11 protein-coding genes are annotated in these 17905 nt (G+C 75.3%); 6 read left to right on the forward strand and 5 right to left on the reverse strand.

The window, feature by feature from the left end:
• Nucleotides 1-206: 206 nt before the first annotated feature.
• Together LP52_RS24670 and LP52_RS24675 are read left to right on the forward strand one after the other, a co-directional pair.
• Nucleotides 207-470: a mycoredoxin gene (locus tag LP52_RS24670; RefSeq protein WP_040276814.1), complete on the forward strand. Its 264-nt coding sequence runs from the start codon at nt 207-209 to the stop codon at nt 468-470.
• Between the two features lie 77 nt (nt 471-547).
• Nucleotides 548-1042, forward strand: coding sequence for an ANTAR domain-containing protein (locus LP52_RS24675; protein WP_052810243.1), 495 nt, complete (start codon nt 548-550; stop codon nt 1040-1042).
• 74 nt (nt 1043-1116) lie between these two features.
• On the opposite strand, the gene nudC is transcribed toward LP52_RS24675, so the two are convergent.
• Both nudC and LP52_RS24685 read right to left on the reverse strand, forming a co-directional pair.
• Nucleotides 1117-2085: an NAD(+) diphosphatase gene (nudC, locus tag LP52_RS24680; protein WP_040276815.1), complete on the reverse strand. Its 969-nt coding sequence runs from the start codon at nt 2083-2085 to the stop codon at nt 1117-1119.
• 137 nt (nt 2086-2222) lie between these two features.
• Entirely contained in the window at nt 2223-3611 is a 1389-nt protein-coding gene (locus LP52_RS24685) for a dipeptidase (protein ID WP_040276816.1), read from the reverse strand.
• A gap of 255 nt (nt 3612-3866) precedes the next feature.
• Here LP52_RS24685 and LP52_RS25960 point away from each other — a divergent pair, with 255 nt between their 5' ends.
• The 4 genes from LP52_RS25960 to LP52_RS24705 all read left to right on the forward strand — a co-directional run bounded on the left by LP52_RS25960 (nt 3867) and on the right by LP52_RS24705 (nt 9564).
• Complete coding sequence (locus LP52_RS25960; protein WP_052810244.1) at nt 3867-6377, forward strand: sensor histidine kinase; 2511 nt, start codon at nt 3867-3869, stop codon at nt 6375-6377.
• A gap of 9 nt (nt 6378-6386) precedes the next feature.
• Nucleotides 6387-7043 (forward strand): response regulator, encoded by a 657-nt coding sequence (locus LP52_RS24695; RefSeq protein WP_084723471.1) that lies wholly within the window; start codon nt 6387-6389, stop codon nt 7041-7043.
• A 320-nt stretch (nt 7044-7363) separates the two neighbouring features.
• On the forward strand, nt 7364-8212 hold the full coding sequence (locus tag LP52_RS24700) for an alpha/beta hydrolase (RefSeq protein WP_169775406.1): 849 nt from the start codon (nt 7364-7366) through the stop codon (nt 8210-8212).
• Nucleotides 8213-8355: 143 nt separating this feature from the next.
• Nucleotides 8356-9564 (forward strand): acyltransferase family protein, encoded by a 1209-nt coding sequence (locus LP52_RS24705; protein WP_040276837.1) that lies wholly within the window; start codon nt 8356-8358, stop codon nt 9562-9564.
• Nucleotides 9565-9775: 211 nt separating this feature from the next.
• On the opposite strand, the gene LP52_RS24710 is transcribed toward LP52_RS24705, so the two are convergent.
• The 3 genes from LP52_RS24710 to LP52_RS24720 all read right to left on the reverse strand — a co-directional run bounded on the left by LP52_RS24710 (nt 9776) and on the right by LP52_RS24720 (nt 17851).
• Nucleotides 9776-10663 (reverse strand): alpha/beta fold hydrolase, encoded by an 888-nt coding sequence (locus LP52_RS24710; protein ID WP_040276817.1) that lies wholly within the window; start codon nt 10661-10663, stop codon nt 9776-9778.
• Nucleotides 10664-10841: 178 nt separating this feature from the next.
• Entirely contained in the window at nt 10842-14420 is a 3579-nt protein-coding gene (locus tag LP52_RS24715; RefSeq protein ID WP_040276818.1) for an ATP-dependent DNA helicase, read from the reverse strand.
• Nucleotides 14417-17851 carry an ATP-dependent DNA helicase gene (locus LP52_RS24720; protein ID WP_040276819.1) on the reverse strand — a complete coding sequence of 1145 codons (3435 nt, stop codon included), beginning with the start codon at nt 17849-17851 and terminating at the stop codon, nt 14417-14419. Before LP52_RS24720 ends, LP52_RS24715 begins: the two co-directional genes overlap by 4 nt.
• Between the last annotated feature and the right edge of the window lie 54 nt (nt 17852-17905).

Genomic DNA, 17905 nt, shown 5'->3' on the forward strand with positions numbered 1-17905 from the left:
CCGGTCGCGGCGGGGGCCGCCGCAGGCCGCAACCGATCGCGACCCGTTCGGGAACCGGGGTCGGGCCCACCGCGTCCCAGCTGACACGAAGCGGTGCCAGGGAAGCTCCGCGCCGTGCGCGGCGTTGGGAATGAACGCGTTCCACGTTGCCTCCGGCGGATCCGGCAGAATGTCGCGACCCGCCCCTACGGTTAGGAGACGGAGTGATGGACACCCAGAACGGCGGTGCGGTCACGATGTACACAACGCCCTGGTGCGGCTTCTGCAAGCGGTTGAAGAGCCAGCTGGGGCGCGAGGACATCGGGGTCGAAGAAGTCGACATCGAGCAGAACCCCGATGCGGCCGAATACGTCATGCGGGTCAACGGCGGCAACCAGACCGTTCCGACCGTGGTCTTCGCCGACGGCTCGGCGATGACCAACCCGTCGCTGGCCCAAGTCAAGGAGAAGCTCGCGGCGTCGGTCTCGTGACCGACCGGCACGCCACGCCAGGCCAGGCCGCCGCCCGAACGGACGGCGGCCGCCGCCCTTCACGGGGGAGTGAGGATATGGGGAAAGACGTGACGCCGAACACCACGTCCGGTGCGGCCGCGGAGACCGCCACGCTGGGCGTGATCGAGCGGACGTCGGCGGGGTGGCGTGTGCACAACGGCGAGGAGCTGTCCGACCTGCTCAACGCCATGGTGCTCGCCGACCTGCTGGCCGCCGAGGACCACCGGCGCGGATCCGCGCCCGCTCCCCCTAGGGCCTCCGACGAGGAGGACGAGTCCGCGCGCCTGCGGCTGACCGTCGCCCAGTTGGAGCACGCCCTGAACACCCGGGTCGTCACCGAGCAGGCCATCGGCGTGCTCTCCGAGCGCCACGGGATGGCCCCGCGCAAGGCCTTCGAACTGCTGCGCTCGGCCTCGCGCTCGCGCGGCCGCAAAGTCGCCGACATGGCCCGCGAGGTGGTGGCCAGCTGCACCAACCCGCTGACCGCCCTTCCCGGAGAACTCGCCGCCGAGGGCGCCGCGGCCCAGACCTCCGGACGCCGCGGCGACTGACCGGTCCCCTTCGCGCCCGTCCCCAGCACCCCCGCCCCCGACGGGCACACCGCACCTGCGCAGCGCGCCCGCTGTCACCACTCGCCGGGCAGGCTGCCGCCGTACCAGTGCTCGATGAGCTTCCGGGCGATGGAGACCGACCCCGGAAGCAGCACCTCGCCCGATTCCGCCGCCTCGCGCAGGGCCGGGCGTGTGAACCAGCGGACGCGGGAGATCTCCTCATCGTCCGTGCGCTCCACCCGCCCCGTGGCTCGGGCGGTGTAGCCCAGCATCAGGCTGCGCGGGAACGGCCAGGGCTGCGATCCCTGGTAGACCGGGTCGGCCACGGTCACGCCGACCTCTTCGGCGACCTCGCGCACCACGGCCTGCTCCAGCGACTCCCCCGGCTCGACGAAGCCGGCGAGCACGGAGTAGCGGCTCTCGGGCCAGCGCGGGTTGTGGCCGAGCAGGCACTCCTCGACACCGTCGACCTCGCGATGCACCAGCATGATCACCGCCGGGTCCGTGCGCGGGTAGTTCTCCGTGCCCTCCCGCGTGCACACCCGCAGGTGGCCGGCGCCGGCCGGGGCCGCCGGCGCCCCGCACGCCGGGCAGAAGCGGTGGGTGGCGTTCCAGTGGGCCAGCGCGACGGCACGGGTGAACAGGCCCGAGTCGCGGTCGCCCAGCAGTGCCCCCGCCTCGCGCAGCGACGCGGGTTCGGCGCCGGGCACCTCGGGCACCCGGGCGTCGGCACCGGCCAGGACGGCGAAGTACGCGCGGCCGGACTCGTCGACGCCCAGCAGGTAGCGCTCCCCCTCAGGCGCCTGCTCGGGCGGGGAGAACACCAGGCTCGGCCCCTCGTCGCCCTCGGTCACCAGGGCGTAGGAGCGGCGGCCCATCCGGCGGCGGTGGTCCTCGGTGCAGGGATCGCCGTCCTGGAGGACCAGCACTCGGGTGCGGGCATCGGCCCAGGCCTTCTCCAGCCATTCCTCGTCGCCGCGCCGGTGGCCGGCCGCGTCGATCGTCGCGCGGGACAGCGCTGGGGTCTCGTCGGAGGAAAGCATCGGCCCTTCTCATCGTAGGCAGGCGGCGGGCGGGGCATGCGCCGCCGTTGCACCGCACGGGTGGAGGCGCCGCGCCGACGGTGGGCGCCGACGGCGGGCGGCGCCGGTCGGACAGCGCCGGGGACCGGGCGGGGCGCTCAGCCGGGCGCCGACCGGTGGGCGCCCAGCTGCTCCCACAGGTAGGCGGCGCTCTCGGCGCCCTTGAGCAGCAGGGGGATCTCGACCTTCTCGTTGGGCGCGTGGATGCGGTCCTCGTCCAGTCCCACGGCGACGAAGACCAGCGGCGCACCGAGGATCTCGGCGATGTCGGCCTCGGGACCGCTGCCGCCCTCGCGGGTGAACAGCACCTCGGTTCCGAACGCCCGCTCCATTGCCGAGCGCGCCGCGCGCACGGCGGGCGAGCCGATGTCGGAGGCGCAGGCCCGCACGCCGGGGCCGCCGAAGTCCACCTCGGCGCGCATCCCCGCAGGCACGCGGTCGGCCACGAACGCACTGACGCGCTCCTGCACGTGCGCGGGCTCCTGCCCGGGCACCAGCCGGAAACTGACCTTGGCGTGGGCGGAGTGCGGCACGATCGTCTTGGTGCCCGAGCCGGTATGGCCGCTCCACATCCCGTTGATCTCGGCGGTGGGGCGTACCCAGATGCGCTCCAGCGTGCTGTAGCCCGCCTCCCCGGAGGCAGCCGGGCTGCCGGCGGTGCGCAGCCACTCGGCCTCGTCGAAGGGGAGCTTGGCGATGAGGTCCCGCTCCTCACCGCTGATCTCGGCGACGCCGTCGTAGAAGCCCGGCACGGCGACGCGGCCCCCGTCGTCGTGCAGCGCGGAGAGCAGGTCGGCCATGGTGCGCGCCGGATTGGGGACCGCACCGCCGAAGGATCCGCTGTGCACGTCGGTCTCCGGGCCGGTGATGCTGATCTCGCAGTCGGTGAGCCCCCGCATGCCCACGCACATCGAGGGGACCTCGGCCGACCACATGGTGGTGTCGGAAACGACCACCACGTCGCAGGCCACGCGGTCGCGGTTGCTTTCGAGCAGCTCGGCGAAGTGCGGGGACCCCGACTCCTCCTCGCCCTCGATCAGCATCCGCAGCGTCACCGGCGGTGCGCTCGCCCCGGAGGCCGCGAGGGCGGCGCGCACGCCCAGCGCGTGGAAGAGCACCTGCCCCTTGTCGTCGGAGGTGCCGCGGCCGATCAGCCGGTCGCCGCGCTCCTCGGGCAGGAAGGGCTCGGTGTCCCACCCGTCGGCCGCACGCGCCGGCTGCACGTCGTGGTGGCCGTAGACGAGCACCACCGGAGCACCGGGGTCGGCGGCGGGCCACTCGGCGAAGACGGCGGGCATGCCGCCGCTCTCCCAGATCTCGACGGTGGGGAACCCGGTCGCCGCGAGGTGGTCGCGCAACCACTCCGCCGAGCTCCGCACGTCCCCGTGATGGCCGGGATCGGCGGAGACCGAGGGGATGGCCGCCCACTCCTTGAGCGCGGCGACGAACTCGCCCCGGTGCTCCTCGACGTACCCGCGCACATCCATTCCCGACCGCTTCCTTTCCCTCGACTCCCTCGGCCCGCGTTCGGCGATCACCGCGCATACGAGCCTAGCCGCCGGTTCCGCCGACCGATCGCGCCCCCGACTGGGAGGGGGATACCTGAGAACCACGTCGGCGCGATACCTGCGTGGGACGCCCCGAGCGCGGTCGGCGTCCTAGAGTTGCGGTGAGCGCGACCGGGCGGCGGTGACGGCCGGCACGGCAGGGCTCGGTACTTCGGGTGCGACGGTGAGCGGGAGATGTCCGGCGAGGAGCGGTCGACGGGGGACGCGCGGTCCCGGCGAGGCGGTTCGGCCGCCGCGGCCGGCGCCGCGCGCGATGCGCTGTGGCGGCGGCCGGCAGACGTCCCGCGGTGGCTGCCCGCAGACGGCGCCGCCGCCGACGCCCCGGTCCTCGGCGGCGTGTGCGCGGCCCTCGCGGCGCGCAGCGGCCGCCCGGCGCCCCTGGTGCGGCGGCGCTTCGCGAAGCTGGTGGCGCCCGCACTCGCCTACCCGCTGCTGTGGCTGGTGCGGCTCGCCGAGCGCCCGGACGCCGAAGGGCGCGAGCGGTTCGACGGAACCCTGTTCCTCGCCGCGGCGGCGCTGGGCACGGCCGCCGCGAGCGCCGCGCAGCTGAGCCTGCACGGCGTCCCCGCCGCCGTCTCCGCGGTCCTCGGCGTCGCGCTGGGCGCGCCGCTGCTGGCGCTGAGCACCTCGGTGCTGCTGACGTGGCGGTGGATGACGGCGGCGCTGCTGCTGACGGCGCTCATGACGGCGACCCTGCCTCCCGCCGCGCCCCCTCTTCCCGGCATACCGGTCCCCGCCGCCGCCGCGGCGCTCTACCTGCTCGTGCTCTACCTCGCGGGCACCCAGTACGCCCGTCCCGTGGCCGCGGCCGTCGGCGGGTGCGGCGCGGCGACGACGGCGGCCGCCGCGGCCGCCGGGTCGGCGCCCGCGGGAGTGTGGTCGGCGGCAGCCGCGGCCGCGGTCGTGCTGGTCGGTGACAACGTGCGGATGCGCCGCGCGCACGCCGACCAGCTGCGGACGGCGCCCGGCGGCGGACCCGGGCGATCGGCACCGCCCGTTCCCGCCGCCGACCCCGGGGGCGCCTCCACACCGCAGACCGGTCTTCCCGGCGGCGCGCGCGAGAACCGGCCCGGCGACGACGGCGGCTCCGCAGCGGCCGGCGCCGCAAGCACCGGCCCGCCGGGCCCGGCTTCAGCCGTGCGCGCTGTGGCGGACGCGCTCTGGCGCACCCCCGGCGCCCTCCCCCGGGGCCCGCTGCGGCTGGTCCACGGCCCGCGCCGCCCGGTGCGGGGCCGTGTCGCGGCGGGCGTGTGCGCCGGGCTGGCGCGCGGGTCCCAGCCGATGACGCTCGTGCTGCGCGTCCTCTTCCCGCTGGTCTCCTTTCCCGTGGGCATCGTCGTCTACCTGCTGCTGTGGGTCGTGCTGCCCCGGGCCGACGAGGCCCCCGACGAAGACGGCGAGGCCGGGCCGGACGACGGCGGGCGCCTGCCGCCGGTGCAGCCCCGCGAGGTGACCGCGTGGTTCCTGCTGCTCGGGGTCGGCGGCGGGATCGCGGCCCTCGTCGCCGTGCAGCTGGTCCAGTTCCACCGCGTGGACACGGTGTTCTCGATCCTGCTGGGTCTTGTGGTCGGCCTGCCGTTCGCCCTGCTGCCGGTCGCTCCGCTGACGGCCTGGCGGATCATGGCGGCAGGGCTGTTCGCTGTGCTGATCGCCGTCGGCGCGAGCGCCCCGCCGAGCCACCTCGGATCCGCCTACACCACGCCCTACGAGCTGTGGCCGTGGCCGGTGGCGGCGCTCGTCGCGCTTCCGGTGGTTCTCTACGCGGTCGCCGTGAACCATCCGGGGCGGACGACCGTCGGCGTCGGCCTGGTCACCGTCGGCGCCGACATCGCCGCCGCCTCCCCCCTGGTCGGCACCCACCCCGGACAGGTCCTCTGGATCGCCGCGGTGGCCGCGGCCGTGCTGCTGTTCGGCTACAACGTGCGCAGCCGCCGGACGGCGCAGCGGCGGCTCGCCGAGGAGAGCGCCCTGCGCCGCCAGGACCGCGCCCGCCAGGCGGTGCTGGAGGAGCGCTCGCGTATCGCCCGCGAGCTGCACGACGTGGTTTCGCACCACATGTCCATGATCGCCATCCAGGCCGACGCCGCTCCCTACAAGTTCCCCGATCTGACACCGGGGCCCGCCGCCACCTTCACCACCCTCCGCGACGCCGCCCGCGACGCGCTCGCGGAGATGCGCCGCGTCGTGGGGCTGCTGCGCGAGGAGGACGAAGCGCCCGAGGACGCGCCCCAGCCGGGCCTGGGGACACTGCCCGACCTGGTGGAGAGCGCCCGCAGGGCCGCCGTGGACGTGAGGCTGGAGGGCGGCGCCGACGCGGCTCGCGAAGCCGCCCGCGGCCTGCCCGGCGCCGTGGACGTGTCGGCGTACCGCATCGTGCAGGAGTCGGTGAGCAACGCCGGGCGGCACGCGCCGGGCGCCACGGTCGTCGTCGGCATCGAGCGCACGGCCGCGACGCTCACGGTCCGTGTCGCCAACGGACCTGCGCCCACTCCAGGAGACGCCGACGAGCGCGGAGGCGCGCCCCCCGCCGTATTCGACCGCGGCGGCCACGGGCTGGTGGGCATGCGCGAGCGCGTGGCCATGCTCGGCGGCCGGCTGCGGGCCGCGCCCACGGCGGACGGCGGATTCGACGTCGTCGCCGAGCTCCCCGTGGACGGCGGCCCAGCCGGGACCGCAGAGCACTAGGCTGTCGCCGTGCCCATCACCGTCATCGTCGCCGACGACCAGGACATGGTCCGCGACGGCATCGCCACGCTCCTCGACGCCGCCGAGGACATCTCGGTCCTCGCCCAGGCCGCCGACGGGCACGAGGCGGTGGCGCTGACGCGCGAACACCGACCCGACGTCGTGGTCATGGACGTGCGCATGCCCACCATGAGCGGTCTCACCGCCACCCGCGAGATCGTGGAGGGGACCGACGGCGAGGGCCCGCGCGTGCTCATGCTCACGACCTTCGACCTCGACGAGTACGTCTACGAGGCCCTGGGTGCGGGTGCCAGCGGCTTCCTTCTCAAGGACGCGCCGGTGGAGGACCTCCGCTCGGCGGTGCGCGTCGTCTCCGAGGGCGAGGCCCTGCTGGCGCCGTCGGTCACGCGCAGGCTGATCGCCGACATCGCGCGCAGCCGCCGCGAGAAGGTCCACGCGCGGCCGGAAAGCGTCGAAGCGCTGACCCCGCGCGAGGCCGACGTGCTGCGCTACATCGCACGGGGGCTGTCCAACGGCGAGATCGCCGAGGAGCTCTTCCTCGCCGAACAGACGGTGAAGACCCATGTCGGGCGGATCCTCACCAAGCTCACGCTGCGCGACCGCACCCAGGCCGTCGTGTTCGCCTACGAGAACGGCCTGGTCTAGCTGTACTGACAATGGAGGTTGGTGACAGCGCCCCCGCTGACACACGCAAAGAGGCCCTCCGGTAGCGGTGTGGACTGCGGAATCCGCACCCGACCGGAAGGCCCTCAGCACCTCACACCGCCCACGCCAACCAGCTCGGTCCGTGAGCTCGCCTGCCCCCGTTGATCTTGTACCTACGGTCACTGTGAGCGATCACATGTGCCCGTAGGTACAAGATCAACGCTGGAGCGGGGCGCTGCCGCGTCACCCGCAGGGGGCAGGCGCAGATTCGCTCCGTGCGGTGACGTGCGGTCGGGAGCCCGATTTCTAGCGTCATGGCCATGACGCGACGGATTTCCGCCCTGCTGCTCGGTGCGCTTCTGACCACCGCGGTGCTGTCCTGCGGAGGCCGCCCCGAGGCCGCGGCTCAGGTCGTGCCGCCGGAGCCGCTGGACTACGCCGAGACGACGGTGGACGGCCACCACCTGCTCGCCGACGACACCTCGGGGTCCGGGCGCGTGGTGGAGGTGCTGGGCGACCTCGCCGGCGCCGAGCACATCGCTGTGGTCGTGCCCGGCTCGGGGCAGAACCGCGACAACTTCCGCGCCGGCGCCCACCCCGGCGCGGTTCCGCTCGTCAACGGGCGCGCCCTGTACGCCGCGATGCGCGAACGCGCTCCCGAGGGCGGCACCGCCGTCGTGGTCTGGCTGGGCTACCTGCCGCCGCAGGGGTACGGCGCCGATCTCGTCGGGACCGCTCGTGCGCGGGAGGGGGCCGAGGCCCTGGTGCGGTTCGCGCGGGAGGTGCTGCCCGCCGACGCGCACGTGACCCTCTCCTGCCACAGCTACGGCACCGCCGTGTGCGGCCTGGCCGCCGCGCAGGCGCGGACGGCCGACGACGTGGTCGCGCTGGCGAGCCCGGGCATGGGCGTCGACGCCGCGCACGAGATCCGCGCCCGCGTCTGGGCGACCCGCGCCGAGGACGACTGGATCCGGTGGGTGCCGAGCCTGCGCATCGGCCGGCTGGGGCTCGGCGGCGACCCGATGGACCCGGAGTTCGGCGCCGTCCGGTTCGACCCGGGCGCCGTGAGCGGCCACACGCAGTACTACCGCCCGGGCAGCGCCGCCCTGTCCGCGACCGCGGCGGTCGCGGTCGGTGACAGCGGGGCCGTCTCCGGAGGGCTGCTGTGACCGGGGGGCCGGGCGCGGGCCCCGACGATCGCGTCCGCCCGGCGCGCACCGGGCCGGAGTCCGCGGATCGGCACCACCCGGCCGCAGCGGAACGCCGGACCGCCCGCCGGCCCGGCGGTTCCGGGACCGGCCCGCTCCGGGCCGTGCGGCGCCACGCCGAGCGGATCGACCGTGCGACCCCGCCGACGCGCGACCGGGCGCTGGACGGGATCCGGGGCGTCGCCGTCGTCGGGGTCGTGCTGGGCCACTGGATGGTGACCGGTTTCGTGCTCGTCCCCGGCGGCGGCCTCGCCCCGGCCAGCCCGCTCGCGGCCATGCCGTGGGCCGCCCCTGCGACGTGGCTGCTGGACACGCTGGCGCTGTTCTTCTTCGTGGGCGGCTGCGCCGCGGCGCTCGCGCTTCGGCGGGCGCGCGAGCGGGGCGAAGGCTGCGCGCGCTGGATGCGGTCCCGATCGGTGCGGCTCGCCCGTCCCGTCCTCGTCGTCGGCGCGGTGTGGGGCGCGGTCCTCTCCGCCGGGCCGGCCCTGGGGGCGCCGGTGGAGACGATGCTCACCGGGGCGCTGCTCACCTTGCAGCCGTTGTGGTTCGTCGCCGTCTACGCGGCCGCGACGGCGCTGACCCCGGCGGCGCTCGCCGCCGACCGGCGCTGGGGCACGGCGGCCGCACTCGTGCCGCTGGCGGCGGTGGCGGCGGTCGACCTGGCGCGGTACGGACCGTGGGCGTCGGCGCTCCCGGACTGGGTGGGATACGCCAACGTCCTGCCCGTGTGGCTGTTCGCGTACCAGCTCGGCGTCTCCTGGGCCGGCGGGCGGCTGCGCCGACCGCTCGGGCTGCTCCTGCTGCTCGGCGGGGTACTGGGACTGGCCGCCCTGGTGCGGGCCGGATACCCGGTGAGCGCGGTCGGGGTGCCCGGCGCCGAGCGCTCGAACTCGGCTCCGCCCTCGTTGCTGCTGCCGGCGCTCGCGGCGGCCCAGATCGGCGCCGCCGTGCTCCTGCGGGCGCCGTTGGAGCGCCTGCTGCGCCGACCGGTGCCCTGGGCGTGGGTGGCGGGACTGAACCTGTGCGCGCTGACCGTGTTCTGCTGGCACCTGACGGCCCTGCTGGCGGTCGGCGCCGCAGGCGCGGCCTGGGGCACGGTGCCCGGCCTGACCGACGTGCCCGTCGGCCCGGCGTGGCTCGCCTGGCGCCTGGCCTGGCTCGTGCCGGCGGCGGCCGTCCTGTGCGCCGCGGTTGCCGCCTTCCGGCACTTCGAGGGCCCCTGGTCGGACACGCTCCTGCGCCGCCCGGCGGCGCGCACCGCGGTCGCCCTCGCCGCGGCCGCGTTCGCGGTCCAGGCACTGGCTCTGCTGTGACGGCGCCGGGAGCGGAACACCGCGCGCGCCGCCGCGAGCCCGCAGCCGAGCCGGTCACACCGACCCGCCGCGACGCGTCCGGCCGGCGGATCCCGGCCGAGGACGCCCGGACCGACCGCCTGCGCGCCGACGGCGGGGGCGCTGCCCACCGGCCGCGTCCCGGGCCGAGCGGTCGGCGCGCTCCCGCGGCGCCGGCCGCCCCGGCGAACGCTCAGCCCGCCGACAGCACCTCCCGCAGCTTGGCCGCGAAGGCCTCGGGCTCGCCCTCCATGCCGAACTCCCCGGACATGAAGCCCGCGTGGTGGCTGGGGAACATCGCGGGTTCGGTGCCCAGGCGCTCGGCGACGGCGATCGCGGCGCGGCCCGGCATCTCGGTGGCGGACTCCCGCCCGGCCGCCAGGACGATGCGCGTCGGCGCGGCGGCCAGGGCGTCGAAGTCCAACGCGACGGTGGGGTTGGTGCGGATGTTCTGCATCAACGCGTCGTCCCGGGAGCCGTCGTCCTCGGCGGGCAGCCCGAACTGCTCCGGGGCCGGGGCGGGCCGGTCCAGGTAGTCGGCGGGCAGGGGTCCCGAGTACTGCACGAACGCGATGAACTTGGCCATGGCCGGGCCCATCCCGCTGCGGTGGTAGGTGTCGTAGATGTCCTCGCAGACCGCGGTGAGCTGCTCGCGGTCCGGCAGGACGTCGACCACCGGCGGCTCGTGGGCCACCAGCGTCCGCACCCGCTCGGGGGTGCGGGACACCAGCACCAGGCTGTTGAGGGCGCCGCCGCTGCTGCCGAACAGGTCCACCCTGTCGACGCCGAGGGCCTCGATCACCCGGCGCAGGTCCTCGGCGTGCTCCTGCGGAGTGGACTCGCCGCCGTCGGTGCGGAGACTGCGCCCGGCACCGCGCGGGTCGTAGGTGACGACGGGGCGGTCGGTGAAATACCCCGCCAGCGTGGTGAAGCCGCTCGCGTCCATCGGCGAGCCGACCAGCATGAGCACGGGGGTCTCGGCGGTCGCCTCGCTCAGGTCGCCGCGCACATCGTAGTGGATGGTCGCACCGGGGGCCTCGACGCTGCGGGTTGCGGTCTCGCGGGTGGTCGGCTCTGTCATGGCATCGCTCCTTGTGGTCCGTCCAGCCTGTCTGTACAGACCGGCGCGCGCGGCGGAACTCATCGCTCGCCGTACCACAGGATGGACGGGACCCACGACACTTCCGCTCCCATGCCGACACCCCCGGCCCGTACCAGGTCAACCGGTCCAAGGGCGGTGCGCGCCCGGAGCCCGGCCGTCACTCCTCGGGCAGGTTCTCCAGCAGGGCGGCCAGGCCGTCCGCGTCGAGGAGGTCGGCGGGGCGGACGGTCTCCTCCGCGCGGACGTAGTGGAAGGCGGCGCGCACATCGTCGGGGGAGACCCCGGCCAGCTCGGCCCATGCGATGCGGTAGGCCGCCACCTGCACGGCCACCGCCCGGCGCTCGTCCGCCGTCTGGGGCGGACGTCCGGTCTTCCAGTCGACGACGTCGTAGGTGCCGCTGTCCTCGTCGAAGAAGACCGCGTCCATGCGCCCGCGCACGAGGCGGTCACCGATGATCGTCTCGAAGGGGACCTCGACCTCCAGCGGCGTACGGCTTCCCCATTCGCCCGCCTCGAAGCGGCGCTGCAGCTCGGCCAGCTCCTCGTCGGCACCGGCGCCGTCGTCGGCGGCGCCGGGGAGTTCGCTGGGCCCGAGCAGGCTCTCCTGGCCGAAGCGCTGCTCCAACCAGGCGTGGAAAGCCGTGCCGCGGCGGGTGTGCGGCGCCGGCGGCCGCGGCAGCGGGCGGCGGATCCGGCGCGCGAGCGCGGAGGGATCGCGGGCCAGCGACACCAGCGAGGACACCGAGAGGTGGGCGGGCAGCTCGACGGGAATCGTGCCGTCGCCGGCCGCGGGCGCCGTGTCGCGGTGGGCCAGCAGCAGGTCGGTATCGCGACTCCAGCCGTCCAGTCGCCGCCGCATGCGCTCGGGCATCCGGGCGCGGTCGAGCGTGGCGAGCCACCGCTGCCCGAAGGTCTCCTCATCGGCCGTCGGCGCGTACGGCGCCTGCGCTCCGCTCCCCCCGCCGGACCGGGCTTCCGCCGCACGGCCCTCCGCGGCCTCCGCGGGCCGCCCGCCCGCCGCACCGGAATCGCCGGCCGTGTCCCGCCGGTCCGCACCGCCTCCGCCGCCGGCTTCCGGCGCGCGCTCGGCGTTCTCGGCCTCCTCCGACGGGCGGCGCCGTGCTTCGGCCACCAGCTCGGCGCCCTCCACGATGTCGCGGTGCCGCCGTGCCGCAGCCTCGCCCTCCTCGTCGGGCGACTGCGGCCAGGCCACCGGCTCCGACGCGACGGTCTGCGGATTGGCCTCGCCCTCCTCCGGCGGGGCCGCCCAGGCCGCCACGTCCCCGGCGCCGTGCTCGCAGGCTTCGCGGATCTCGTCGAGGAACTCCGAGGGTCCGCGCTTGCCCGAGCTCGCGTGCCCCCACCAGTGCCCGGAGCACAGCAGCCCGAAGGACGCCCGCGTCACGGCGACGTAGGCCAGCCGGCGCTCCTCCATCCGGTGCCGGTCGCGGTCGGCGGCGACGAACTCCTCGATGCTCTCCTTGTCCACATCGGCCAGCTTGGGCAGTCCGTGCGCGTCTCCGCGCAGCGGGAACGGGAGCTTCTGCTCCTTGCGCGCCCAGCCGCCGGCGTCGCGCGGCTTGGTGGGGAACACCGGCGAGGCGGTCCCGCCGGAGAGCCCCGGCACCGCCACCAGCGGCCACTGCAGGCCCTTGGCCGCGTGCACGGTCATCAGCTTGACCGTGTCGCTGCCGCCGACCCGCTCACCCGGCTCCAACCCCTTTTCGGCGTCCTCGGCCGAGCGCAGATAGGTCAGGAAGGTGCCCAGCGTAGGGTCCTCGCTGTTGCCCACGAAGCGCACCGCCGCGTCCAGGAACGCGTCGAGGTCGGCGCGGGCGGCGACAGGGTCGCGCCCGGGCCGCGCCGCCACCTCGATGTCCAGGCCCATGGTCCGCTCGACCTCGCCGATCAGGTCGGGCAGCGGCTGAGCGGCCAGGCGGCGCAGCGTGCGCATCTCCGCGCCGAGGGCGGTCAGCCTCCGGTAACCGGTCTCGGAGTAGCGCTCGGGTGATCCGGGATCGTCCAGAGCGTCGACGAGGCTGCCGCTCTCGGCGGTCAGGTCGAGCACCGTGCGGCGCAGCAGGTCCTCGTCATCGTCGTCCGCGGGCTCCGGCGCGGAGGCGGCCAGGTCGCGGCGCGTCTCCTTGGCGAGTTCGGCCGCCCGCCCGCCCAGCGCCACCAGGTCGCGCGGGCCCAGCCGCCAGCGCGGGCCCGTCAGCAACCGCGCGAGCTCGTTGCCTGCCGTGGGGTCGTGCAGCACGCGCAGCGTGGCGATGACGTCGCGCACCTCCGGCACCGTCATCAGTCCGCCGAGTCCGACCACCTCGACGGGGATGCCGCGTTCCTCCAGCGCCTCGCGCAGCACCGGGAACTGGGAGCGCTTGCGGCACAGCACCGCCACGTCGCTGTAGCGCAGCCCGTCGCCGCCCTCGCCGACCGGCCAATCGGCGCCGTCGGGGGCGATGCGGGCGGGTCGGCCGATGCGGTCTGCCACCGTGTCGGCGATCCAGCGCGCCTCCTCGGTTTCGGTGGCGAAGAGCCCGCAGGCCACAGCGCCCCGCCCGCGGCGCGCCGCCCCCGGATACAGCACGGGCACATACCCGCTCTCCGCACGCAGCGGCTCGGAGATGCGCCGGGCCGCCTCCAGCACCCGCTCGCCGTTGCGGAAACTCGTGGCCAGCTTGCGCACCGGGGCCGGGCGCCCCGGCGCCGCGGGAAAGTCGGTGGGGAAGCTGGTGAGGTTGCCCGCACTGGCGCCGCGCCAGCCGTAGATGGACTGGCAGGGGTCGCCGACCGCCGTGACCGGGTGGCCGCCGCCGAACAGCGCCCGCAGCAGCATGAGCTGAGCGTGGCTGGTGTCCTGGTACTCGTCCAGCAGCACCACCCGGAACCGGCTCTGCTCGATCAGCCCGACCTCGGCGTGGCGAAGCGCGATACGCGCCGCGAGCGCCACCTGGTCGCCGTAGTCCATGACCTCGCGGTCGGTCTTGGCTGCGATATAGCGCTCGACCAGCGGCAGCAGCTGCTCGCGGCGGCGCTGGACCTCCGCGAGGTCGCGGGTGGGCGCAAGCGGCTTGCGGGGCAGCGCCGCGACGCGCTCGGCGATCCAGGTGCCGATACCGCGCACGTCCTCAGGCGTGCGCAGGTGGTCGGACAGCTCGCCGGCCAGTTCCAGCGTCCGGTCGGTGACCTCGCGCGGCCCTACGGTGACAGCGTCCATGGGGCCGTCGTAGTCGGCGACGACGCGCGCGGCGAGCTGGTAAGCCTGGCCCTCGCTGAGGAGCCGGACGGAGGGCTCGACGGCCTCGCGCAAGGCGTGGTCGCCGACCAGGCGGGCGGCATAGGAGTTGTAGGTGGAGACCGCCGGGTCGCCGTCGAGGAGCTCCTCGGGCACCTGCTCGGTTTCGCGCAGCTGATCCAGCCGCTTGCGCACCCGTTCGGCCAGCTCGGCGGCCGCCTTTCGGGTGAAGGTCAGGCCCAGGACGTGCTCCGGGCGCACCAGCCCGTTGGCTACCAGCCATACGACCCGCCCGGCCATGGTCTCGCTCTTGCCGGAGCCGGCGCCGGCGACGACCACACCCGGCTCCAGCGGGGCGGCGATGACGGCGGCCTGCTCGGCGGTGGGCTCGGGTTGGCCGAGCAGACGGGCGAGCTCGGCAGGGCTCAGCCGGCTCCTGGACGCGCCGGCATAGGCCGCGGCGCCCGTCGGCGCGGTCCGGTACTCCGCGGCGGTCACAGGCGCTTCCCCTCGTCGTGCGCCGGACAGCTGGAGCGCACGGCGCAGGAGTCGCAGAACTCGTTGCGCATCGCCTGGAAGCGTGCGCCCGACATGCCCTCGGCCACGCCGCGCACCAGCTCCTGCGACCACTGCGGGTCGGGATCCTCGCCCAGCGGGGCCTGGGCCTGGGTGCGGGCCCCGCTCTTGAAGGAGGCCCGGGTGCCGACCTGCACGAGCTCGGCTCCGCCGGGCTCGGCCAGGCCCAACTGGGCGAAGGCCGATTTCAGCACCGCCAGCTGGTACACGCCCAGCTGCGGGTGGCGCGCCAGTTCGGCGTCCTTGGGCTTGCTGTTTCCCGTCTTGATGTCGACCACCACGGCGCGTCCCTGGGCGTCCTTCTCCAGCCGATCGACGCGCCCGGTGATCTCGATACCGCCGATGTCGACCTTGAATCCCTCCTCGGTCACCACGAGTTCGCGCTCGCCGGACTCGTGCCAGGCGATGAGCTTGCGCACCATCTCGTCGGCACGCTCGCGCTCCTTGCCTGCGAACCACGGGCCGCCGAAGTCCAGTTCGGACCAGATGTCGTCCATGCGGCGCCGGATGTCCTCCATCCCGGCGCCGTCGGCGACGAGTACGGCGACGGCGTGCACGATACTCCCCAACGCCGAGGTGACCTCCATCGAGGAGGCGCCGGCGGCGTTCTCCAGCAGCCAGCGCAACTCGCAGGTGGTGAAGCGCTCGACCTGGGAGGGCGAGACGCGGATACCGCCGTCGTCGGATTCGTCGACCAGCGGGCGGTCGTCGGAGACCGTCGTCAGGGCGTACCACTCGGCGGGGTCGGCGCCGCGCACCCCTTCGTCGGCGAGCCGGGCGAGGTGGGCGGCGGCGGCGCGGCGCACCGGGTGGGAGCGCTGGGGATCGGTCACCACCGAGCGCAGGTCGGCCACCAGAGCGGGCAGGGACAGCCAGCGGCGGCCGGTACTGACGCGCTCGGGCTCGCCCAGGCCGAGCTCGGCGAGGAAGCGCGAAGGGCGTTCCTCGGTGTCGTCGCCGCCCACGGCCGTGACGACCAGGTGCCGGCGGGCGCGGGTGCAGGCGACGTAGAACAGGCGGCGCTCCTCGTCGAGCAGCTTGGAGGCCGCGGCCGCCCCCGCGGCCCCCGCTGCGGCGGGGCCGGCTCCCGCGGCGGAGGCGCCGAAGCCGGTGGAGGAGTCGACCAGCTGCTCGACGCCCAGCAGCGAGCCGCGCAGCCGCAGGTCGGGCCAGTCGCCCTCGTGGACGCCGGCGACCACGGTCAGGTCCCACTCCAACCCCTTGGCTCGGTGCGCGGTGAGGATACGCACGGCCTCGCCCTCGGGGGCGCGCTCGGCGAGGCTGTCCGCCGGGATCTCCTGGGCCTCCAGGTCCTCGAGAAAGCCCAGCGGCAGGCCGGGCGGGAGCCGGTCGCAGTAGCGCGCGGCGCTTTCGAACAGGGCGACGACGGCGTCGAGGTCGCGGTCGGCCGCCGCGCCGCGCCGCCCGCCGGCCTGGCTGGCGCGCAGCAGCCGGTCGGACAGGCCGCCGGCCTGCCAGACCTCCCAGAGCACGTCCTCGGCCGAGGCTCCGGCCGCGGCGCGGTCGCGGACCAGCCGCAGGTAGCCGGCGATGCGCTGGGCCGGGGCGGCCACGTCGGGATCGACCAGGGTCAGCTCGCGCGGATCGCGCAAGGCGTCGGCGAGCAGCGCGGACGAGGGGCGGTTGCCGCGCGTACGGCCGTGCGGCGCCTCGCCGAGGGGGCCGGGGGAGGTCCCGTCGCCGTCGAGGGCGTCCGCGCCGTCGCGCGACGCCGACGTATCGGCGGACTCGGCCGCATCGCCGCCGTCGTCGCGGCCCGACGCGGCGTCCGCGCCCTCGCCCGGCCCTCCCCGGTCGCCGGGCGTGTGCTGTTCGGCGGCGAGGGCCGCCGCGGGCTCCCCTCCCCCGCTCCCGGCGGCGTCCTCGCCCCCGTGCTCGCCGGTGCGGCGCTGGGCGGCGCGGTAGTCCAGGTCCAGGCGGCGCAGGGCGCGGGCCAGGCGGCGCAGCCGGACGGTGTCGGCCTCACCGAACTGGCTGGTGAGCAGCTCGTGCGCCGCGGCCTCGTCGATGGTCTCGGGCCGCAGCGCGCACCGGATGAGCAGCAGCATGGCGCGCACGATCGGCTCGACGGCCAGCGGCATCTCGTCGCCGCCCACCGCCACCGGAACCCCGGCGGCCGACAGCGCACGGCGCAGCGTCGGCATCTGCCGGGAGGCCGAGCGCACCAGGACCGCCATGTCCGACCAGGGCACGCCGTCGATCAGGTGGGCGCGGCGCAGGATGTCGGCGACGACGGCGGCCTCCTGCGCGGTGCTTTCGGCCAGCAGCACCCGCGCCGCGCCCTCGGGGGCGGAGTCGGCGGGCTCCAGCGCCCGGTGCGCGTTCACCGACCCGCCGCCGGCGGCGGGAGCGGCAGGCAGTCGGCGGGCCACCCCGCGCGAGGCGTCGAGCAGGCCCGAGCCGCTGCGCCGGCATGTGCGCAGTGCCACCACGGGCGCGGACTCGCCGCCGATTTTCGGGAAGCGCTCCGGAAACTCCAGGATGTTGCGCACGTCGGCGCCGCGGAAGCCGTAGACGGACTGGTCGGGGTCGCCGACAGCCACGAGGTCGCGGCCCTCCCCGGCCAGCGCGTGCAGCAGCTCCTCCTGAGCGGGGTCGGTGTCCTGGTACTCGTCGACGAAGACCACCTCGCGGGCGGCACGCTCACGCGCTTGGACCTCGGGGTCGTCGAGCAGGTTCGCCGCCACGCGCACGAGCTCGGCGTAGTTGAAGGTCGGCGCCGGTGCGACGTCGAAGCGGCCGGTGTAGCGGTCCAGGAAGTCGCCGACGGCCACCCAGTCGTCGCGCCGGTGCTCGCGGCCCAGGCGGTCCAGGTCGGCGGAGTCGATTCCGCGCTCCTGGGCACGCATCAGGAAGTCGCGCAGCTCCTCGGCGAACCCGCGGGTGTGCAGGGCGGGCCGGAGCCGCTCGGGCCACATCTCGGCGCCGTCGAAGGCTTCGCCGGCCAGCAGCTCGCGGACCTCCATCAGCTGCTCCGGACCGGAGAGCAGCCGCGGCGGGTGGTCGCCCAGGCGCCCGAACTCCCGGCGGATCAGCGCATAGGCGTAGCTGTGGAACGTCAGCGCCAGCGGCTCGCGCGTGGTGCGGCGCAGACGTGCGGTGATGCGCTCGCGCAGCTCCTGGGCGGCCTTGCGGCTGAATGTGAGCACGAGGATCCGGGCGGGGTCGACGCCGCGGTTCTCGATGCGGTCCACCACCGCCTCGACGATGGTGGTGGTCTTGCCCGTGCCCGGCCCGGCCAGCACCAGCAGCGGACCGCCCGCGTGCGCGACGACCCGGCGCTGGTTCTCGTCCAGGCTCGGGGGCGGCGTCTGGGCATGCACACGTCGCACAAGACGGTACGGGGAGGATCTCACCCCACCCAGTTCACCAGACCCCCATGACAA

This window comes from Streptomonospora alba (genome assembly GCF_000826685.1).
In the GTDB taxonomy this organism is placed as follows: domain Bacteria; phylum Actinomycetota; class Actinomycetes; order Streptosporangiales; family Streptosporangiaceae; genus Streptomonospora; species Streptomonospora alba.

Bases quoted from the DNA above. Each gene is read 5' to 3' on its own strand.
- LP52_RS24670 (WP_040276814.1), top strand. From the start codon at position 207: ATGGACACCCAGAACGGCGGTGCGGTCACGATGTACACAACGCCCTGG.
- LP52_RS24675 (WP_052810243.1), top strand. From the start codon at position 548: ATGGGGAAAGACGTGACGCCGAACACCACGTCCGGTGCGGCCGCGGAG.
- nudC (WP_040276815.1), bottom strand. From the start codon at position 2,085: ATGCTTTCCTCCGACGAGACCCCAGCGCTGTCCCGCGCGACGATCGAC.
- LP52_RS24685 (WP_040276816.1), bottom strand. From the start codon at position 3,611: ATGGATGTGCGCGGGTACGTCGAGGAGCACCGGGGCGAGTTCGTCGCC.
- LP52_RS25960 (WP_052810244.1), top strand. From the start codon at position 3,867: ATGTCCGGCGAGGAGCGGTCGACGGGGGACGCGCGGTCCCGGCGAGGC.
- LP52_RS24700 (WP_169775406.1), top strand. From the start codon at position 7,364: ATGACGCGACGGATTTCCGCCCTGCTGCTCGGTGCGCTTCTGACCACC.
- LP52_RS24710 (WP_040276817.1), bottom strand. From the start codon at position 10,663: ATGACAGAGCCGACCACCCGCGAGACCGCAACCCGCAGCGTCGAGGCC.